The sequence below is a fragment of the Mariprofundus erugo genome (assembly GCF_005818865.1).
Taxonomy (GTDB): Bacteria; Pseudomonadota; Zetaproteobacteria; order Mariprofundales; family Mariprofundaceae; genus Mariprofundus; species Mariprofundus erugo.
Window position 1 is genome coordinate 300,131 of record NZ_VBRY01000003.1, and the last position, 16,013, is coordinate 316,143.

Sequence of the window (16,013 nt, forward strand, 5' to 3'; positions counted from 1 at the left end):
GGCATCACCGATGATCTACATCGAACAGGGCTGCAATATGCCCTGTTCGATGTATCTCCGTGCCTCTCCCCTGAAATCGATTGTTGGCGCATGCATTGACGATGCGCACACGGTTTTCACAGGAGGTGAGGACAAATGCACATTGATGTGAACCTGACATTATCCATACTCTGCTGGGCTGGCATGCTGCTGTTGTTACTGGCGCTGATCCGGCTGGCCTGGGTCAAAGGGGCGATCGGCCGCTTGCTGGTCAGTCTCACCGCCCGCCTTTTTCTGAACGATTACGCCTATCAGCTGATCAGCAACGTCACCGTGCCGGATGCCGATGGCACCATCCGGATCGACTATATTGTGGTCTCCCGTTTTGGTATTTTCGTCATTGAGGTGATGCCGGCGGCCGGTGTGATAGCGGGTGACGAGCAGCAGACGCTGTGGAAGCAGCAGCTTGGTGAGCATGAACGCTGGTTTGCCAACCCGCTGCACGAAAGTGACAGCCGTATCGCCACCCTGGCGGCATCACTGCAGCTGCCGCAGGCGCTCTTTTTTCCGGTGGTTGTCTTTGTCGGTGATTGCAGCTTCAGCGGTAGCATGCCGGAGCAGGTCAGCCGGGATGGCAACTATGTCTACTACATCCGCTCAAAATCCGAGCTGCTGCTGAGCCCGGCCGATGTGCAGGATGTGACCCGTCAGCTCTCATCCCGACCGGCGCCGGCACACGCCTTCAGTCAGCTGCATGAGATGCATTCATAAGATGCGCTACCGCCTGTGTTTGTTGGCGGGCGACAGGACGGGTGACTGCCCGCGCGGGTGTCGCATGCGGCATGGCACGGTGGTTGCAGCACTGTGAATCGGTGGGCATGTCATCCATTTGGACGACATGCAATCATGGCGATTCGGTGTAGCCTGCCCCGTTGCCATGGAGCAAACGGGCGCAGGAGCGAATTACCCGAGCCGGGGATCGAATGATCGATTTCGGTACACTCTTCTCTCAACTCTTCTCCTCCTTCTGGTGGGCGATACCGCTGTTTTTACTGGCGGCGTTGTTCAAATCGCCGTGGTTCAAGGGGGTGATGGGGGAGGCGATGGTCAATCTCGCCGCCCGACTGTGGCTGGATAAAAACAGCTATCACCTGATCAAAAATGTCACCATCCCGACCGAGGATGGCACCACCCAGATCGATCACATCATCGTTTCCCGCTTCGGCGTCTTTGTCGTTGAAACCAAAAACATGAAGGGCTGGATTTTCGGCGGCGAACATCAGAAGCAGTGGACGCAGCAGATATTCAAGAGCAAACACAAGTTCCAGAACCCGCTGCACCAGAACTACAAGCACACCAAAACGCTGGAGACAGCCCTCGGCCTTGCGCATGAGAAGATGTTTTCCGTCGTTGTCTTTGTCGGCGACAGCACGTTCAAAACCGGGATGCCGGAGAGTGTCACCTGTGGCGGCGGCTATATCCGCTATATCAAATCGAAGACGGAGATCCTGCTCAGCGAAGCGGAGGTGCAGCAGGTGATTGCGCAGATTGCCGATGGGCGGCTGAAGCCCTCGCTGAAAACCAGCTTTGAGCATGCCAGGCACGTCCGTGACATTGTGGCGGCCAAAACGGAAGAGAAGACGGCGGCACCCGCTGCAGCCGAGCCGCTGCCGGCAGCGGCTGACGCGCCTTCGGCGACAAAGAGCTGCCCGAAATGCGGCAGCCCCATGGTGCTGCGCACCAGTCAGAAAGGCCCGGAGTCCGGCAGCCAGTTCTGGGGCTGCTCAACCTTTCCCAAATGCAGGGCTGTTGCCGCAGTGAAGCTAAAGGGGGAGTGATGCCTTTGACGCAATCTGCCAGACATCGAAACAGGGAAGCGCTTCTTTTAAGGCCTGCTTTGATTGCAATGCCGAGAATCCGAATCTATCGTGCGGGTCATCAACACCCGCCTCGCCTCTCACTGAAGCGCATTTTTGGCGGTTTTTTTTATGCCTGAAAAACAGCCATACAACAACCGGCCCTTGGCAGTGGTTGAGTTTCTGATGCTGAAGATTAATCCGCACTCAAACTGGAATGCACGACTGCTTGCGCTGCTGGCAAAGCATGCCGATGTACCACAAGCCCGGGTGGGCTTTCCGCCCGCTTGGCAGGATGATCCTTTCTGGAAGGCTCCGGTTGCAGGAGGTCAAACGTGATCATTGATCAAATCGCATTCTCGGCAATTGAATTGAGCAACAACTTATGCCTGCCCTGGATAAACTCGGAAAAGGGAAGCGTCCCCTTTTCCATTCCCCGATATAAGAGGATGGTAGACATAATACTCAAGTGGCTTTGTGGTTCGCAGCCCTGATGGAGGAATAGATGATAGAGGAACTGGAGGTGATTCCCGATCCAACTTCACTAATAGAGTCAATGAGGGCTATTGGCTATTCTGTTGAAACGGCGCTTGCTGATTTGGTTGATAATAGTATTTCAGCTGGATCATCAGAAATTCGAATTGAATATGATGCTTCCAGCGAAGCTTTTGTTGCTGTATTGGATAACGGAAGGGGAATGGCTGCAGCCGAGCTAACTGATGCTATGAGGCATGGAAGTCGTAATCCTAATTTCCCGCGAGAACATCATGATTTGGGGCGATTTGGTTTGGGACTTAAAACAGCGTCATTGTCTCAGTGTCGCAGGTTAACTGTGGTCAGCAAACAACGCAGTGAAGTGCATGCGCGTAGCTGGGATCTTGATTATGTGCAACAAGAAAACCGATGGGTCGTTATTGTACCAAAAGACGAAGCCTGCCATAGGCTACCTTTGTACAATGACTTGTTGTCATTGAGTTCAGGTACTCTCGTTGTATGGCAAGCCCTCGATAAAATGATGTCAGGGTCGAGCAAACCCCAAGAGGAAATGAGGGTTCGGATGTCAGGCTTATATCACCATCTGGGGTTTGTTTTTCACCGCTTTTCCAGAAAGGAAGAGTCCTTTCAGCCGATTAACATTGTAGTTAATGGGTTGAAGGTTGTGGCTATGGATCCCTTCCTATCCAGGAACCATTTTCGCCAACCATTGGAAGGCCAGGAAATCCGAGTCAGAGACGCAGTTATTAATGTAAAACCCTATGTCTTACCTCCAATAAGCCACCTCACACCGGATGAGGTCGAAATCGCTGGCGGAAAGGACGGTCTTCGTGGAAGCCAAGGGTTCTATATCTACAGGAATCGTCGATTGGTAATGTGGGGAACATGGTTTCGACTTGTTCCTAAGAGTGAGTTCTTCAAACTGACACGAGTTCAAGTCGACATCCCTAATTCACTGGACGATTTGTGGTCGCTCGATATCAAGAAGTCAGCGGCCTTTCCCCCTGATATTATTAGGAATCGACTCAAGGATTTGATACCGCATTTTGTTGACTCCAGTCGAAAGACAATCACCTATCCAGGACGCAAACAAAGAAATACATCATTTCTTCCTTTGTGGAACCGAATTGAACCTACGCATGAAACGTTTCGGTACGATATTAACGTTGAACACCCTGCAATTTCATCGGTTTCAGAAAAGTTGGATAAAGACGGACAAAAAAAACTCCAAGCTCTTCTTGATTTGATCGGCACATCGATTCCATTTGAATCGATCTATGCAGATATGAGTACAGATCACAGAGGAAGTGGTGAAGAAAAAGAGATCAAAGAGCTGGTCGACATAGCAACCTGCATTCTCGAATTGACCGGATTAGAACTTGAGGCCGTTTTAAAGATTGACCCATTAGCAAGATTTCCACAATACCATGACAAGTTAGTTGAGGAGCTATCTATATGAGCAAGATCCACGTCAACCCAATTGGAATTGCCATGAATATCATCAACGGTCGCCCTCTTACGGATGAACTTCTGGAAGAGACTCTGGGGATTCTGCTCCAAATGGAGGGGGTTTTTGATAAAGAAATGATCGATGAAGTCCGCATATATCTTGAAACACACATTGGTGTGACACATTCGATTGGCGAGTCTTTGACTAAGGGTGAAGACCATGTTCCGTGGGTTTCGGATATCAAGGGCACAACCTCGTGGCACTACTGGGATAGTTATAAACAATTGCTTGAATCCTTTGGCCGGAATGGTGATTTCATACGTGTGCTGGATGACGATACGGACAAGATTCTGACCGAGTGCGGGAATCCTATGGCTGAGGGGGCATGGCGACTGCGCGGTCTAGTTATGGGGGATGTCCAATCAGGAAAGACTGCGAATTACACAGGGTTGATTGCCAAGGCGGCGGATGCCGGATACAAGGTCATAATTCTGCTGACAGGAATGATAGAGGATCTTCGCAAGCAAACCCAGGCGCGCCTAGATGAGGGTTTTGTTGGAAGGAACAGTAATGACGTTCTTTCTAGGAATATGAGTACAACTGCAATCGGAGCGGGAAAGTTCAGGAAGAAGACGGCGAGTGTTCTTACCTCTGTTGATGCGGATTTTCTGACTTCAAACCTGAGAGCTCTCGGTGGAGTACCGCTTGAGAATGTTATCGCTGCCGAGCCAATCCTCTTTGTGCTGAAGAAAAACAAATCAACTTTGGAAAACCTCTCCCAGTGGCTAGGCCGGGAAGAACTCAAGCATGGTCAAAACAATCTGCCTTGGCCAATGCTATTGCTGGACGATGAAGCAGATAATGCATCGGTAAACACTAAGAAAGAGGGGCAGGACCCGGCCACGATCAATAAGCTGATTAAAGACATACTGTCCAAATTCTCAAGGGCGAGTTACGTTGCATACACAGCAACGCCATTTGCCAACGTCTTCATTAATCCAGAAGACTCCAGCGACCTCTTTCCTTCGGATTTTATTTACAGCTTGAACACACCCTCCAATTACATCGGGGCCGGCAGCATCTTTCTTGATGATGGTGAGCACAGTGACCAACTGAAAGTGATTGATGATGCTGAGGAATATTTTCCTTATGGGCATAAAATGCATCTTCCCGTTGAGGCGATTCCAGAGAGCCTGAAAGATGCCATTCGCGTGTTTTTCCTGTCTTGCGCAATGCGGGATTTGCTAAAAGAAAAACTCAAACATAGATCCATGCTCGTTAATGTGAGTCTTTTCAATGACGTGCAGAGCAAATTGGCGTCTAAGGTTCAAGGTTTCTGCTGGGAACTGAAGGAGGAAATAAAGCAATACTTGCTCAGTGCATCATGGGAGTCTCATCAAGAGCTTAGGAAGCTGAGAGATCTCTGGTTTGAGGAATATGATGGGCTCCGGTTCGGATGGGATGACATAAGGCGGGTGTTGCACGAAGCTGTTGCCTCGATTGATGTTATAGTTGTCAACCAGAAGGCGACTGATGACCAGAAACTGAATTACGCCCATTATGACAACACCCAGAAGGGACGGCGAGTGATTGCCATTGGTGGGTTGACTCTTTCAAGAGGGCTGACGCTGGAAGGTCTTTGTGTCAGCTATTTTTACCGCAATTCCAAGGCCTATGATACGTTGCTGCAGATGGGGCGCTGGTTTGGGTACCGACCCGGATATGCGGACTTGTTCAGGATCTGGATGGATTCCGAAGCTCAGGGTTGGTATGCCCACATAGCGGGAGCTGTGAACAAGCTCAGAAGTGATTTCAGAAGGATGAGCGCAAATCGTCTCCCTCCAGCCTCTTTCGGGATGAGGGTTCAGTCTCATACAGATGCCCTGATCGTGACTGCCTTGAATAAGATGCGTAATTCAACACAGGTGGAATATTCTGTCTCCTTCAGCTCCTTGGGGACGGAAACAGCGTACATTCCCAACTCCAAGGTTCTCCACGATCAGAATATGGAATGCATATCTAAATTGCTGGCCCTGGAGTCACCTCCAGAAAAAAGTGACAAAAAGACCTCATATCTTTGGAGAGGCATTAGCAACAAACGAGTCGCCGAGTTCATTTCTGATCTGAATATTAGCAACATGAACATTGAGTTTCTCGAGGATTCGGATGGAGCTGGTCGGCCGCTGATCGATTTCATTAGAGACAACGATTACGCCCAGCTCAAAAAGTGGGATGTCTGCATCCCACAGGGAACTGGAACCAATGTGGTTCAGTTGGCTATTGAGGAGGTCGATGGCGTCAGGTGTAGGAAGCGCCAGTTTGAACAGGGGAGAAAAGGCTCAGGCTTTCTGGCTTTCAACAAGCATCGTGTTGGAGATGCAAGTGATGAGATGGTTGGTATGAATCAGACCGAGGTTGGTCTCGCCAAGGCAAATTGGGAAGAGGAGAGGAATAAAGACCCCAAAAAAGGAAAATCCATACCCGGTTACATATACAGGGCCTTCAGGTCGACCCCTCTGATGACTATTCATCTTGTTGAATGCTCTTCTGCCAGTGAGACTGAAAAGGAGCCTAAACGGAAGATGATGGCCCCAGAGAGGGTAGAGGCTCCTGTCATGGTTGCTATCAGTCTCAGCTTCCCGGACTTTGATCCTGAGTTTAAGGGGAAGAGGGTTGCGTATCGCCTCAACAAGGTGGCAGTAGAGCAAATTTTCGGAAGGCTCGATGATGAAGACCAAGATTGAGCTTCTATGGGATGAACTGCGCAATAAACGTGATACATCTCTCATAACGAACAGTGAGTTTCTACTGCTTCGAGTTAACACCAAAGGTTCACATATTATCAACGCTGGAATAGCTGACTCTGGCAAATTGATGTTGGCACTTGAGGTGGATATACGGCCTCCAGACATTGGGCTTGAAACAAGGTCGCTAGTGTACTTTCGACATCAGCGGGCAAATGGTAAATGGCTCATGGTTCTCCGGTTGGATGGAGATGAACTTGAACAGGTATTCGGTAGACTTTGTCAAGATCTGATTGATGAAGCTGAGCAGGTAATAACTCAAACAAAGCTAATTTCTCTTTTTCAAAATCGCCTGTCGCTTTGGAAAAAATTGTTTCAGATGGGTAACAACGGATGCTTGGAAAAATACCAGGTTAAAGGACTTATTGCAGAGCTTCTTGCACTGCAATCCTTACTCGGAGATACCAATGATCAAATGGAAGAGGCTGTCTATGCATGGGTTGGACCTCTCAAACGAGATCAGGACTTTGTTTTTGTAGATCGAGCAATTGAGGTTAAGGCAATTGCACCAAGCGTGGAGCATGTTGGAATTTCCTCTATAGATCAGCTTGATTCAAAAGATCCGCTAGAGCTCTGGATATTTACCCTTCAGGATGCTTCCCCAAGTGATCTTACCTCGATTTGCATTATCGATTTGGTGACTGATTTGGAAGGCCAATTGGCCAAGGCAGGCCATAGGCTGCTGTCTCAATTCAGAAGGTTGCTTTTGGAGTCTGGGTACATAGAGCAAGAGTGCTATGAGGCCTATCGATTTAATCTGAAGGAATGCTCGAAATATCATGTCGTCGAAGGGTTCCCCCGGCTAACGCATCTTTCTCTGCCAACCGGGATTGCGAGAGCATCCTATTCAATAGCGTTATCTGCCATGGATCCATTCCGTCAGGGAGAATAGTTGATGAGAGTTGAAGAATTTCTGGAAGAGCTTTCTCAAATGGTTGTTCGAAGAGGGCAGGCTAACAACCTTGTTGATACTCTAGCCTTTGTTCACGAGGTGGCAGATCGTTTGGTTGATGACCCCGCTTTTGGTGAATTTGAGTTTGCCGAGTGGCAAGGACCGGGGCCAAACAATCGAACCCTCAAACTTCATGGATATACTCATTATGATGATTCGGATGGAAGTATCGGTTTGGTTATTGGAAAGTGGCAAGACCTTTCGGCACCCGAAACGCTTACAAGTACCACTGTAAAACAGCTAATCGGGTACTTGCAGGGTTTTGTGACTGAGGCCCTCCAGAGGGATTTATCTGAGCGTATTCCAGAGGTTAATCCTGCCTATGAGTTGGCTTGCCTTTTGTCAGAAGAAAAAGCCAACATCAGTCGTATCAGGTTGCACATTTTTACCAATTTAACACTTAGTAAAAAATTCAAAGAAGAGCTTGAAGGTGAAGTGGCGGGAATCCCTATAGAAAGGCATGTCTGGGATTTACAACGGCTTTCAGCAATCTATCAATCAAGCAGAGAGCGTGAGGCGGTAGAAATTAAACTTACTGACTTTAGTGAATCTGGTATCCCATGTATTAATGCATCAGGTGGCGATGCTTATAATTCTTACCTGTGTGTTATCAAGGCGAACCTGCTAGCTGATTTGTTTGAACGGTATGGAAGTCGATTATTAGAAGGCAATGTCCGCTCATTTTTGGGTATGCGGGGAAATGTTAATAAGGGAATCAAAAGAACTATTCGTGATCAGCCTCATCTGTTTTTTCCCTATAACAACGGAATAGCCGCGACAGCGTCAGAAGTGGATATTCAACGTGTTGATGGACATGACACTATTACCAGAATTGTTGATCTACAGATCGTTAATGGTGGGCAGACTACAGCCAGTATTTTGGATGCCAGGAAGAAGGATAAATTGATTCTGGATAATGTGACAGTTCAGATGAAGCTTACTAATGTCACGCAAAGTGAGGCGCATGAGCTAATTCCAAAGATTGCTGAATACGCGAATACTCAGAATAAAGTCAATATTGCGGATTTCTTTGCCAATCATCCTTTCCATAGAAAGATCGAAGAGATTTCAAGGCGCATATTAATTCCTGCAAAAGCAGGGCAGCGTATTCAGAGCAAATGGTTTTATGAAAGAGCACGTGGGCAATTCCAAAATGCCCGGCTTTATTTAACCAAAGCCCAAATGAATGCTTTCGATAGCGAATACCCATTCTCTCAAGTGATTACAAAGACAGACTTGGCAAAGTATGGAAATACTCTGGAGGAAAAACCCTATTGGGTGAGTTTGGGTGCACAGAAGAATTTCTTGAAGTTTGCAGACAAGTTTAAAAGTAAAAAAGATGACCAGACTCAAGATGACTATTGGGAACGAATTAGTCCAAATTTTGGTGATGGATATTTCAGGAACATGGTCTCTGTTGGGATTGTATGGAAAGAGCTGGAAAGGATTGTTTCAGGGGCAAAAGGAAGTTGGTATGAAGGAGGCTATCGTCCCCAAATTGTAACTTATACTTTTGCTAAACTGGTCAATTTCGCGCGTAGTCAAGGTTTGGAAGTGGATCTTGATAGCATATGGAATAACCAAGCTTTAACTCCCGAGCTGCATCATTATTTGGAGTGGTTAGCCCCTCAGGTACAAGGTGTCCTGATTAATCCTCCTGCCGGCGAAGGCAATGTTGGCGAATGGTGTAAGAAAGAAAGGTGCTGGCAGGCTGTTGTTGAATTAGAACCACCAATAATTCCAGCTGTTGGTGTTGTAATCGAAAAAGAAACTCATAAGCGCCAAGCCGCTGCCGCAAAGAAAGAAGCGGTAATAGATGATGGGATAGCGGCCCAAATCAAGGTGGTGCAATTAGGGGGGGATCATTGGCGGCAGTTAAAATCGTGGAACCTGGTTCATCATGTGTTATCTCCTACGGAAGAAGATATTTTAAGGCTTGCTGCAAAAGCACCTGAAAGGTTGTCAGCAGCCCAAGCGATATTGTTACTTAAAGCTTTTGCCAAAGCGGATTTAGAAGGATTCAAGCCTACTGATGGTTAATGGCTGAAAATATTACTCACGATCGCTGCAATTTTCGTGGCCAAGAAAGGTGGCACAGCATTACCAACCTGGGTGTACTGTTGGGTTCGGTTGCCAACAAAGAAGTAATTGTCGGGGAATGTCTGGATCCTGGCAGCTTCGCGTACTGTAAGGCTCCGGCATTGGGCCGGGTCGTAATGAATAAAGTAATGACCATCCTTGGAAATATGGCTGGTGATTGTTGTTGCGTAGCGCTCGGCAACCTGCACTCTGAATCGATCGGCGAATTTGCCCGAGCTCCAGTTCTTGTGATCGGGGGCAAGTGCACTTGGGAAGTTTGCAGCCTTTGGTGTCCAGTTGTTTTCATGGCCGGTTGTACCGAATGCTGAGCAGAAAAGGTAACGAGTCAGGTCGCCTGGAATGTGTCCACGGGTTTCATGATTACAGATTCCTTTCCAGCCACGAGGGTCCCGGTACCAGTCCGCCAGGTCGCGGCACCTGTCAGATACGACTCCGGAAGTTTCCGTTGTTGCCCAGTTTGACCCTCTTCCCAAAGACTGTGAATCGATTGTGGACACTGCCTGTTTCATGGTGCGGGCAATATCATCCATGCCGCTTTTGCTGACAGCTTCAATAGCTGTTGCGGAGTGATGCTTAATTGCCTCGGCCCAGCTTTTCATTGAGTCAGGACCTTTGGATAATCCACTCCTCAGTCTGGGGAGGTCACTGATGATTTCTTTAACTGTTGGTGCAGGGGTTGCTGCCAGCGTGTCTGGGGTTACCCTGTTTGCTATATCAGTGCGAACGCCAAGAAGGATGACTCGATGGCGTGCCTGCGGAATGCCATATTGTTCGGCGCGAATAATAAAATCAGAAGAGTCTGGTTCAGAGCAGTCAGTTCCGGAGGCAACCACAAGTGAGAAGATCTGATATGTGTTTTTTTCATCACCTGTCTGTAGCGCCAGTGCAGGGCAGTGCAGGTCCTCCCTTATTTTGTCGAAAATTTGAAGGCCGCCGACTTTTGCCGACAGTATGCCTTTCACGTTTTCCATCACGAACACCGCAGGGGCAAAACGGGCGATGATGTTCAGGTATTCCTTGTAGAGAAAGTTTCTGTGGTCATTTTCAGCCTTGTAGTTTGCAATGCCGGCATTTCTGGCTCTGCCAACCAGCGAATATGCCTGACATGGCGGACCACCAATCAACACCCAGTTGCCTGGATTCTTACCCAGTGCCTTTCCTATTAAATGTTCGATTTCCTCATTGTTTTCACCAAGGGTAAGTTGCCTTGCTTCTTCATCTGCGGCCTGGGCCTGTCTTTGAAGATGTGGAAAACGATATAGTTGTTCTTCCGGGTCTTTGCCAAGGTATCCGGCAAGAAACCGATAGTATTCATCGGGAGCTTGCCCGGATGGAAACTGTCGGTAAAACGCTCGCAGTTTAAGTGTCTTGCGAGCACTGGCCTCTTTTTCAATCGACAGGGCAATTTTAAACGGGTTGTGACCGGAGAAGTTTGTATAGCCGGAGAAGCCTTCACCAAGGCCACCGGGCCCGGCAAACAGATCAATGATTTTAATTTGGGAGTCCACGGCAGAAGGCTACCAGGGTGGATACGTAATTCCCAGGGAGCAAATGTAATTACGGCTCGGGGACCTTTCCGATAATTTCATGTTCACTGTTGTCCGAGTTGAGCCACATGCTGAGTTGCTCGAGTAGTTCAGCCTCATCAAGTCTGTACTTCCCTTTCAAGGCACATTCCCAGATGGTTAGAATGCGCCAGCCAGACTTTTTAAGTAGTTGGCTGTTGACGGTATCGCGAGTTTTATTTCCTTCAATTTTTGTTCGCCAGAAATCAATTCGGCTGGCAGGCCATTTGAACAGGTGGCAGTGATGGGCATGCCAGAAGCACCCATGTACAAATATAGCGGCCTGATGGCGCTTCAACACAATATCCGGTTTTCCGGGAAGCGAATCAACGTGAATTCTGAAGCGAAAGCCTCGTCGATGCAGCAGGCTGCGAATGCGTATTTCGGGCTTTGTGTTTTTTCCCCGAATGCCTGCCATCATCCGGCTTCGGGTTGTGCCATCAACAACATCTGTCATCAGGCGTCGAGTCGGAGACCCATGCGTTTCATGAAAACGGGGTAAGCAGCCTCGTAAACCTGATCACCATACAGTTCAAACATGGTGCGAATCGTTTTGTTGACCTCGGTTGCTTCATCGGGTGAGAAAGTTCTGGTTCCCGTGGCGATATCATAAATTTCTTCGGCAGGGTCATCAGGGTGCAATAACAGTCCGCGTTCAGACATGGTTGCAAACCAGAGCAACATGCCATCAAAGGATGGGGTGGAATATTCGGGGATGCGTGAAGTGTTCATCGCGGTCTCCTTGATGTGTGGAGTGGGCTGTCAGTATACCCTGTGAGCGCGGTCTTGCCAGGTCTTGATTTTATTTGGCTCTAAACAGCTGAAATGTACTGTTTGTGAAACATCGCCTTCACCCTTTTGGCCGGTCAGGTGAGCGTTTCACGCCCGGCACTGGCCGGAGATATTCGGCGATGATCCGGAGCGGGTGAAGTTACTTCCTGGGCAGGATTCTGTGAGAGCTGTGGCTGTTGATCTGCAATGCACGCTCCGGCGAACCTGACGATCTCCGCCAGCTGCAGGTGAAAGATAGCTATATCTGTGCGGCAGGCGTACCTTGTCAGCGGTCAGTGAGTTGGAAGATACGGCTGACACTCCCGAACACCTCTTCTTCAGCAGCCTGGCTGACAGGCATGATCCATTTACATCATCAGGAACGCATCGATCAGACGCTGTCAGGCGGGCTGTGATTGTGTTTCTGCAGACGATCGTTTGATCGTCAGGAGCGATATATGAGCAAGGAACAAAGAAGTCGTAAGGAAGGCAAGAAAAAGGCGTTGATGACGCCGAAAGAGAAAAAGGCGGCGAGAAAATCGAGGAAGATTTCCAAAGCCCTGCTGAGCAATACCATCACATAAAACTTTCATGAAGGAGGTGCTGATTGGGCCATGCAGGCTATGGATGGTCTGCATGGCGGTGTTGAATTAATCAGCGCGTCCTTAATAGGCGGTGCCTGGTCTTGTTTTGCGCATTCGAGGCTGAGCCGCTGAAAACAGATGGTTTCTGCCGGTGCCACATCGTCGGTCTGCTCTGTTTATTCGGACTATCGCGCTATGACTGGAGTGCAGTCGGGTTGCGCATACCGGCGCGGGGTGATCGCTGATCCCGCCCGGGGGTAAGCGGCAGGCCAACAGGCTGGAACCCCGTATGTATTCACATAATTGACATTCCTTATTCCGGATTCCAGAATCTGGAATGAGTGAGGCATTGTCATGGAACTGAAACAGCAGGATATCTATGTTGCACTGAAACTGGTGGCGTTGAACAACGCGCCCTGTTCCATGCAGAGCCTGGGTGAGGCACTTGGCATGAGCGCATCACGGGTGCATGACTCTATCCATCGGCTGATCAGGGCAAACCTGGTTAGAAAGGATCAGGGGTACAGGCCGGTGCGCGCAAACTTGAAGGAGTTCATCCTGCATGGCGTTCGCTTTGCCTTTGTTCCGGATATCGGCCAGCCGACTCGTGGGATGCCCACCGCTTCGTTTGCGCCACCGTTAAACAGTGAGTTTTCTGCCTCCGGAGAGTTGCCCCTGATTTGGCCCGACCCGATGGGAGAGGTGCGCGGTATATCGTTTTCGCCACTGCATAAATCCGCGCCTGAAGCGGCCCGCAAGGACCCCGCATTTTATGAGCTTCTGGCTATGGTGGATGCGATCCGGGGAGGCCGTGCACGTGAAAGAAACCTGGCGATTGAAAAGCTCGGTCAAAGGCTCTCATCCGATGAGGCGTGATGATCCGAATCTCGCAATGTTGCAACTGGCTGCAGACGGGTTACGGCCGTTTCAGACGTAACGGTGCCAGGCTTCGGTATTGTTGTAATTAATGCTCAGGTATAAGCTGTTTTCTTGCATGGCAGTGCCTGGTCTTGTTTTGCGCATTCGAGGCTGAGCCGCTGAAAACAGATGGTTTCTGGCGGCATCCACATCGTCGGTCTGCTCTGTTTATTCGGGCTATCGCGCCATGACTGGTGCGAAATCGGGTTGCGCATACCGGCGCGGGGTGATCGCTGATCCCGCCCGGGGGTAAGCGGCAGGCCAACAGGCTCGGCAGATTCATAACTTCGATGTAATGCAGTTGTAATCTTTCTCCTGAGACAGGGTTTATATTTGGCGTTTCAACCGCGATGCGCTACTTTATCGCTTACAAATATCAGGCGGGCTTTGACGTTGACGAGTCAGTAAAGGAGGCCATATGAAATATGCACAAGCTCATGCTTTGCTAACTGAGCATAAAGCCTTTCTGGCAACGCAGTTCGGGGTCAAAAGTCTGGCATTGTTCGGCTCTACCGTCCGGAACACAGCAACTGATCAGAGTGATGTGGATATCCTGATTGACTTTGATGGGCCAGCAACGTCGAAGCGCTATTTTGGTGTACAGTTTTATCTTGAAGATCTGTTTCATTGCCCTGTTGATCTGGTCACGGAAAAAGCGCTCCGGAAAGAGCTGCGTTCCTTCGTAGAAAAAGAGGCTATTCATGTCTGATGGTCTGATGCGTGAATGGCAATTCTACCTGGATGATATGATCGAATTTGGAGAAAAAGTCGGCGTCTATACTGAAGGTTTTAATCAGGAGTCTTTTGTATCCAGTGGCCTTAACTACGATGCAACACTTCGAAATGTTGAGTTGATCGGCGAATCAGCCACACATATTCCAGATGAGATTCGCAAGGTGGAACCTCAAATTCCCTGGCGAATGGTGATTGCGACCCGCAATCAACTGATTCATGGATATCTGGGAATCGATAATGACACTTTGTGGAGTATCATCACCGATGATGTGCCTGAGCTTTTGACGCAGTTATATGCGCTCAAGGATAAATATTCCCGTTCATAAATCGTTGTAGCATGGCAGTGCCTGGTCTTGCTTTGCGCATTCGAGGCTGAGCCGCTGAAAACAGATGGTTTCTGCCGGCATCCACATCGTCGGTCTGCTCTGTTTATTCGGACTATCGCGCCATGACTGGAGTGCAGTCGGGTTGCGCATACCTGTGCGGGGAGGTCGCTGATCCCGCCTGGGGGTAAGCGGCAGGCCAACAGGCTGGCAGGTGGATCGCCGTGATTACGCAGCCTGAGTGACGATCCCGCCGGCGCCGATGTTCAGTGCCTGAGCCATCAGGGTGGCAACCAAACGGTTGCCCTCCCGGTTCAGGTGGACGCCGTCGCGGGTGAGTATACCGCTTGCGGCATGCGTCGGGTTATGCGCTTTCAGGTGATGGATAAATGCCTGGCGCAGATCCAGCAGCGGTACGGCGGATTCGCGGGCAATGGACCGGCTGATGTCGGCATATTCATCCAGCATGGCATCATACGGGTTGCCGCCATCGGCCCGCTCGCCGATCACCGACGGGGTGCAGAGCAGAACCCTGGCTCCCCTGGCCCGGATGCGGCTGACGATATCCTCTAATCCTGTTGCAAATGCATCGGCAGGGGTGCCGCGCTGATGCTGCCAGTGCCAGACATCATTGATGCCGATATAGATGACGACGATCGATGGTTGCCGCTGCAATACATCGCGTTCAAGCCGTTTCTGGCAGTTGGGCACCCGATGGCCATTGATGCCTGAGCCGGTCAGTGTGATCTCTTTACCCGGGTGATGGCGGGCGATCATCTCTGCGATCAGGGTGATATAACCGTCGGGCAGAATTCCCTCCCTGGTAATCGAGTCACCGAAAAAAAGGATGCTCTCCCTCTCTGTGAGCGGGGGGATGAGCCCGGACTGTTGCGCTGATGGGGGCATGCGTATCTCCGGCCCGTTGGCGGGCAGTATGTTCCGGATGGCAGTGCTCAACTGTTGAATATCGCTGCCGATAAAGGAGTGATATCGCGGCTGTACCCCGGAGGTGTGATGAAGGTTGATGCAAATATGCAGGCGATGCAAAACATCGGCACCATGCAGCAGGTGTCGGCGAATAATCTGGCCAATGTCAGCAGTGACGGCTTCAGGGCCTCAACTGCAGTGCAGCAGGGGGATCGCATCTCGATCAGTGCCGATGCCCGTGCCGCCGGCGTCAATACAGCCGGCAATCCGCTGTCGAACAGCAATGTCGGCAGGGAGATGGTCAATATGAGTGTCTACAGTGCATCCATGGGAGCCAATGTCGGTGTGATCCGGAGTCAGGATGATATGGAGCAGGCGCTGATGGCCCTGAAGAAGTAGCCGGGATCGATATCAGTCCGACAGGCTCCTAGGAGTCTGCGCGGCAGAGGACAAATGCCGGCCTATATTTATCGGCGAGTCGAATTTTCAAATTGGTCGCAGCCATCTTTAATTGCCAGGGTGCATCAGAGGACCGCATAGTCATGCGATAAGCG

Annotated in this window: 16 protein-coding genes; 12 read left to right on the top strand and 4 right to left on the bottom strand. The window is 49.8% G+C overall.

What is annotated here, in order from left to right; genetic code table 11:
• The first annotated feature begins 135 nt into the window (after positions 1–135).
• The 7 genes from FEF65_RS04865 (at position 136) to FEF65_RS04895 (ending at position 9,576) form a co-directional block, all read left to right on the top strand.
• Positions 136–750, top strand: coding sequence for a nuclease-related domain-containing protein (locus tag FEF65_RS04865; RefSeq protein WP_138238658.1), 615 nt, complete (start codon positions 136–138; stop codon positions 748–750).
• Positions 751–965: 215 nt separating this feature from the next.
• The gene (locus FEF65_RS04870) at positions 966–1,817 is read left to right on the top strand and encodes a nuclease-related domain-containing protein (protein WP_420813953.1); all 852 of its coding nucleotides are present in this window, start codon (positions 966–968) and stop codon (positions 1,815–1,817) included.
• Between the two features lie 150 nt (positions 1,818–1,967).
• Positions 1,968–2,174, top strand: a complete 207-nt coding sequence (locus FEF65_RS04875; RefSeq protein WP_138238659.1) for an Abi family protein — start codon at positions 1,968–1,970, stop codon at positions 2,172–2,174.
• A 166-nt stretch (positions 2,175–2,340) separates the two neighbouring features.
• Entirely contained in the window at positions 2,341–3,789 is a 1,449-nt protein-coding gene (locus FEF65_RS04880; RefSeq protein ID WP_138238660.1) for an ATP-binding protein, read from the top strand.
• Entirely contained in the window at positions 3,786–6,524 is a 2,739-nt protein-coding gene (locus FEF65_RS04885; RefSeq protein WP_138238661.1) for a Z1 domain-containing protein, read from the top strand. Before FEF65_RS04880 ends, FEF65_RS04885 begins: the two co-directional genes overlap by 4 nt.
• Entirely contained in the window at positions 6,505–7,476 is a 972-nt protein-coding gene (locus FEF65_RS04890; protein ID WP_138238662.1) for a PD-(D/E)XK motif protein, read from the top strand. The genes FEF65_RS04885 and FEF65_RS04890 overlap by 20 nt, the downstream gene beginning before the upstream one ends.
• Positions 7,477–7,479: 3 nt before the next feature.
• Entirely contained in the window at positions 7,480–9,576 is a 2,097-nt protein-coding gene (locus FEF65_RS04895) for an AIPR family protein (protein ID WP_138238663.1), read from the top strand.
• Here the strand turns inward: FEF65_RS04895 and FEF65_RS04900 are convergent.
• From FEF65_RS04900 to FEF65_RS04910, 3 genes are read right to left on the bottom strand one after another with little or no spacing between them, the layout of a single operon-like run.
• Positions 9,573–11,144 carry a DNA cytosine methyltransferase gene (locus FEF65_RS04900; protein WP_138238664.1) on the bottom strand — a complete coding sequence of 524 codons (1,572 nt, stop codon included), beginning with the start codon at positions 11,142–11,144 and terminating at the stop codon, positions 9,573–9,575. The genes FEF65_RS04895 and FEF65_RS04900 overlap by 4 nt on opposite strands.
• A gap of 49 nt (positions 11,145–11,193) precedes the next feature.
• Complete coding sequence (locus FEF65_RS04905; protein WP_138238665.1) at positions 11,194–11,658, bottom strand: very short patch repair endonuclease; 465 nt, start codon at positions 11,656–11,658, stop codon at positions 11,194–11,196.
• Entirely contained in the window at positions 11,658–11,933 is a 276-nt protein-coding gene (locus FEF65_RS04910; protein WP_138238666.1) for a hypothetical protein, read from the bottom strand. Before FEF65_RS04910 ends, FEF65_RS04905 begins: the two co-directional genes overlap by 1 nt.
• Positions 11,934–12,430: 497 nt before the next feature.
• Between FEF65_RS04910 and FEF65_RS13720 the strand changes: the two genes are divergently transcribed.
• The 4 genes from FEF65_RS13720 (at position 12,431) to FEF65_RS04925 (ending at position 14,535) form a co-directional block, all read left to right on the top strand.
• Positions 12,431–12,556 carry a hypothetical protein gene (locus FEF65_RS13720; RefSeq protein WP_274595448.1) on the top strand — a complete coding sequence of 42 codons (126 nt, stop codon included), beginning with the start codon at positions 12,431–12,433 and terminating at the stop codon, positions 12,554–12,556.
• A gap of 354 nt (positions 12,557–12,910) precedes the next feature.
• Positions 12,911–13,432 (top strand): LexA family transcriptional regulator, encoded by a 522-nt coding sequence (locus FEF65_RS04915; protein ID WP_138238667.1) that lies wholly within the window; start codon positions 12,911–12,913, stop codon positions 13,430–13,432.
• Positions 13,433–13,892: 460 nt separating this feature from the next.
• On the top strand, positions 13,893–14,183 hold the full coding sequence (locus FEF65_RS04920; protein WP_138238668.1) for a nucleotidyltransferase family protein: 291 nt from the start codon (positions 13,893–13,895) through the stop codon (positions 14,181–14,183).
• Complete coding sequence (locus FEF65_RS04925) at positions 14,176–14,535, top strand: HepT-like ribonuclease domain-containing protein (protein WP_138238669.1); 360 nt, start codon at positions 14,176–14,178, stop codon at positions 14,533–14,535. The genes FEF65_RS04920 and FEF65_RS04925 overlap by 8 nt, the downstream gene beginning before the upstream one ends.
• Positions 14,536–14,760: 225 nt before the next feature.
• Here the strand turns inward: FEF65_RS04925 and FEF65_RS04930 are convergent, their stop codons facing one another.
• Positions 14,761–15,438 (bottom strand): SGNH/GDSL hydrolase family protein, encoded by a 678-nt coding sequence (locus tag FEF65_RS04930; RefSeq protein ID WP_138238670.1) that lies wholly within the window; start codon positions 15,436–15,438, stop codon positions 14,761–14,763.
• Positions 15,439–15,546: 108 nt separating this feature from the next.
• Here FEF65_RS04930 and FEF65_RS04935 point away from each other — a divergent pair, with 108 nt between their 5' ends.
• Entirely contained in the window at positions 15,547–15,858 is a 312-nt protein-coding gene (locus FEF65_RS04935; RefSeq protein ID WP_138238671.1) for a flagellar basal body rod protein, read from the top strand.
• Positions 15,859–16,013: the final 155 nt, after the last annotated feature.

What these genes read in the sequence shown, in the direction of transcription:
- FEF65_RS04885 (WP_138238661.1), top strand. Translation starts at nt 3,786, where the DNA reads ATGAGCAAGATCCACGTCAACCCAATTGGAATTGCCATGAATATCATC.
- FEF65_RS04920 (WP_138238668.1), top strand. Translation starts at nt 13,893, where the DNA reads ATGAAATATGCACAAGCTCATGCTTTGCTAACTGAGCATAAAGCCTTT.
- FEF65_RS13720 (WP_274595448.1), top strand. Translation starts at nt 12,431, where the DNA reads ATGAGCAAGGAACAAAGAAGTCGTAAGGAAGGCAAGAAAAAGGCGTTG.
- FEF65_RS04890 (WP_138238662.1), top strand. Translation starts at nt 6,505, where the DNA reads ATGATGAAGACCAAGATTGAGCTTCTATGGGATGAACTGCGCAATAAA.
- FEF65_RS04875 (WP_138238659.1), top strand. Translation starts at nt 1,968, where the DNA reads ATGCCTGAAAAACAGCCATACAACAACCGGCCCTTGGCAGTGGTTGAG.
- FEF65_RS04880 (WP_138238660.1), top strand. Translation starts at nt 2,341, where the DNA reads ATGATAGAGGAACTGGAGGTGATTCCCGATCCAACTTCACTAATAGAG.
- FEF65_RS04910 (WP_138238666.1), bottom strand. Translation starts at nt 11,933, where the DNA reads ATGAACACTTCACGCATCCCCGAATATTCCACCCCATCCTTTGATGGC.
- FEF65_RS04865 (WP_138238658.1), top strand. Translation starts at nt 136, where the DNA reads ATGCACATTGATGTGAACCTGACATTATCCATACTCTGCTGGGCTGGC.
- FEF65_RS04925 (WP_138238669.1), top strand. Translation starts at nt 14,176, where the DNA reads ATGTCTGATGGTCTGATGCGTGAATGGCAATTCTACCTGGATGATATG.
- FEF65_RS04930 (WP_138238670.1), bottom strand. Translation starts at nt 15,438, where the DNA reads ATGCCCCCATCAGCGCAACAGTCCGGGCTCATCCCCCCGCTCACAGAG.
- FEF65_RS04905 (WP_138238665.1), bottom strand. Translation starts at nt 11,658, where the DNA reads ATGACAGATGTTGTTGATGGCACAACCCGAAGCCGGATGATGGCAGGC.
- FEF65_RS04915 (WP_138238667.1), top strand. Translation starts at nt 12,911, where the DNA reads ATGGAACTGAAACAGCAGGATATCTATGTTGCACTGAAACTGGTGGCG.
- FEF65_RS04895 (WP_138238663.1), top strand. Translation starts at nt 7,480, where the DNA reads ATGAGAGTTGAAGAATTTCTGGAAGAGCTTTCTCAAATGGTTGTTCGA.
- FEF65_RS04935 (WP_138238671.1), top strand. Translation starts at nt 15,547, where the DNA reads ATGAAGGTTGATGCAAATATGCAGGCGATGCAAAACATCGGCACCATG.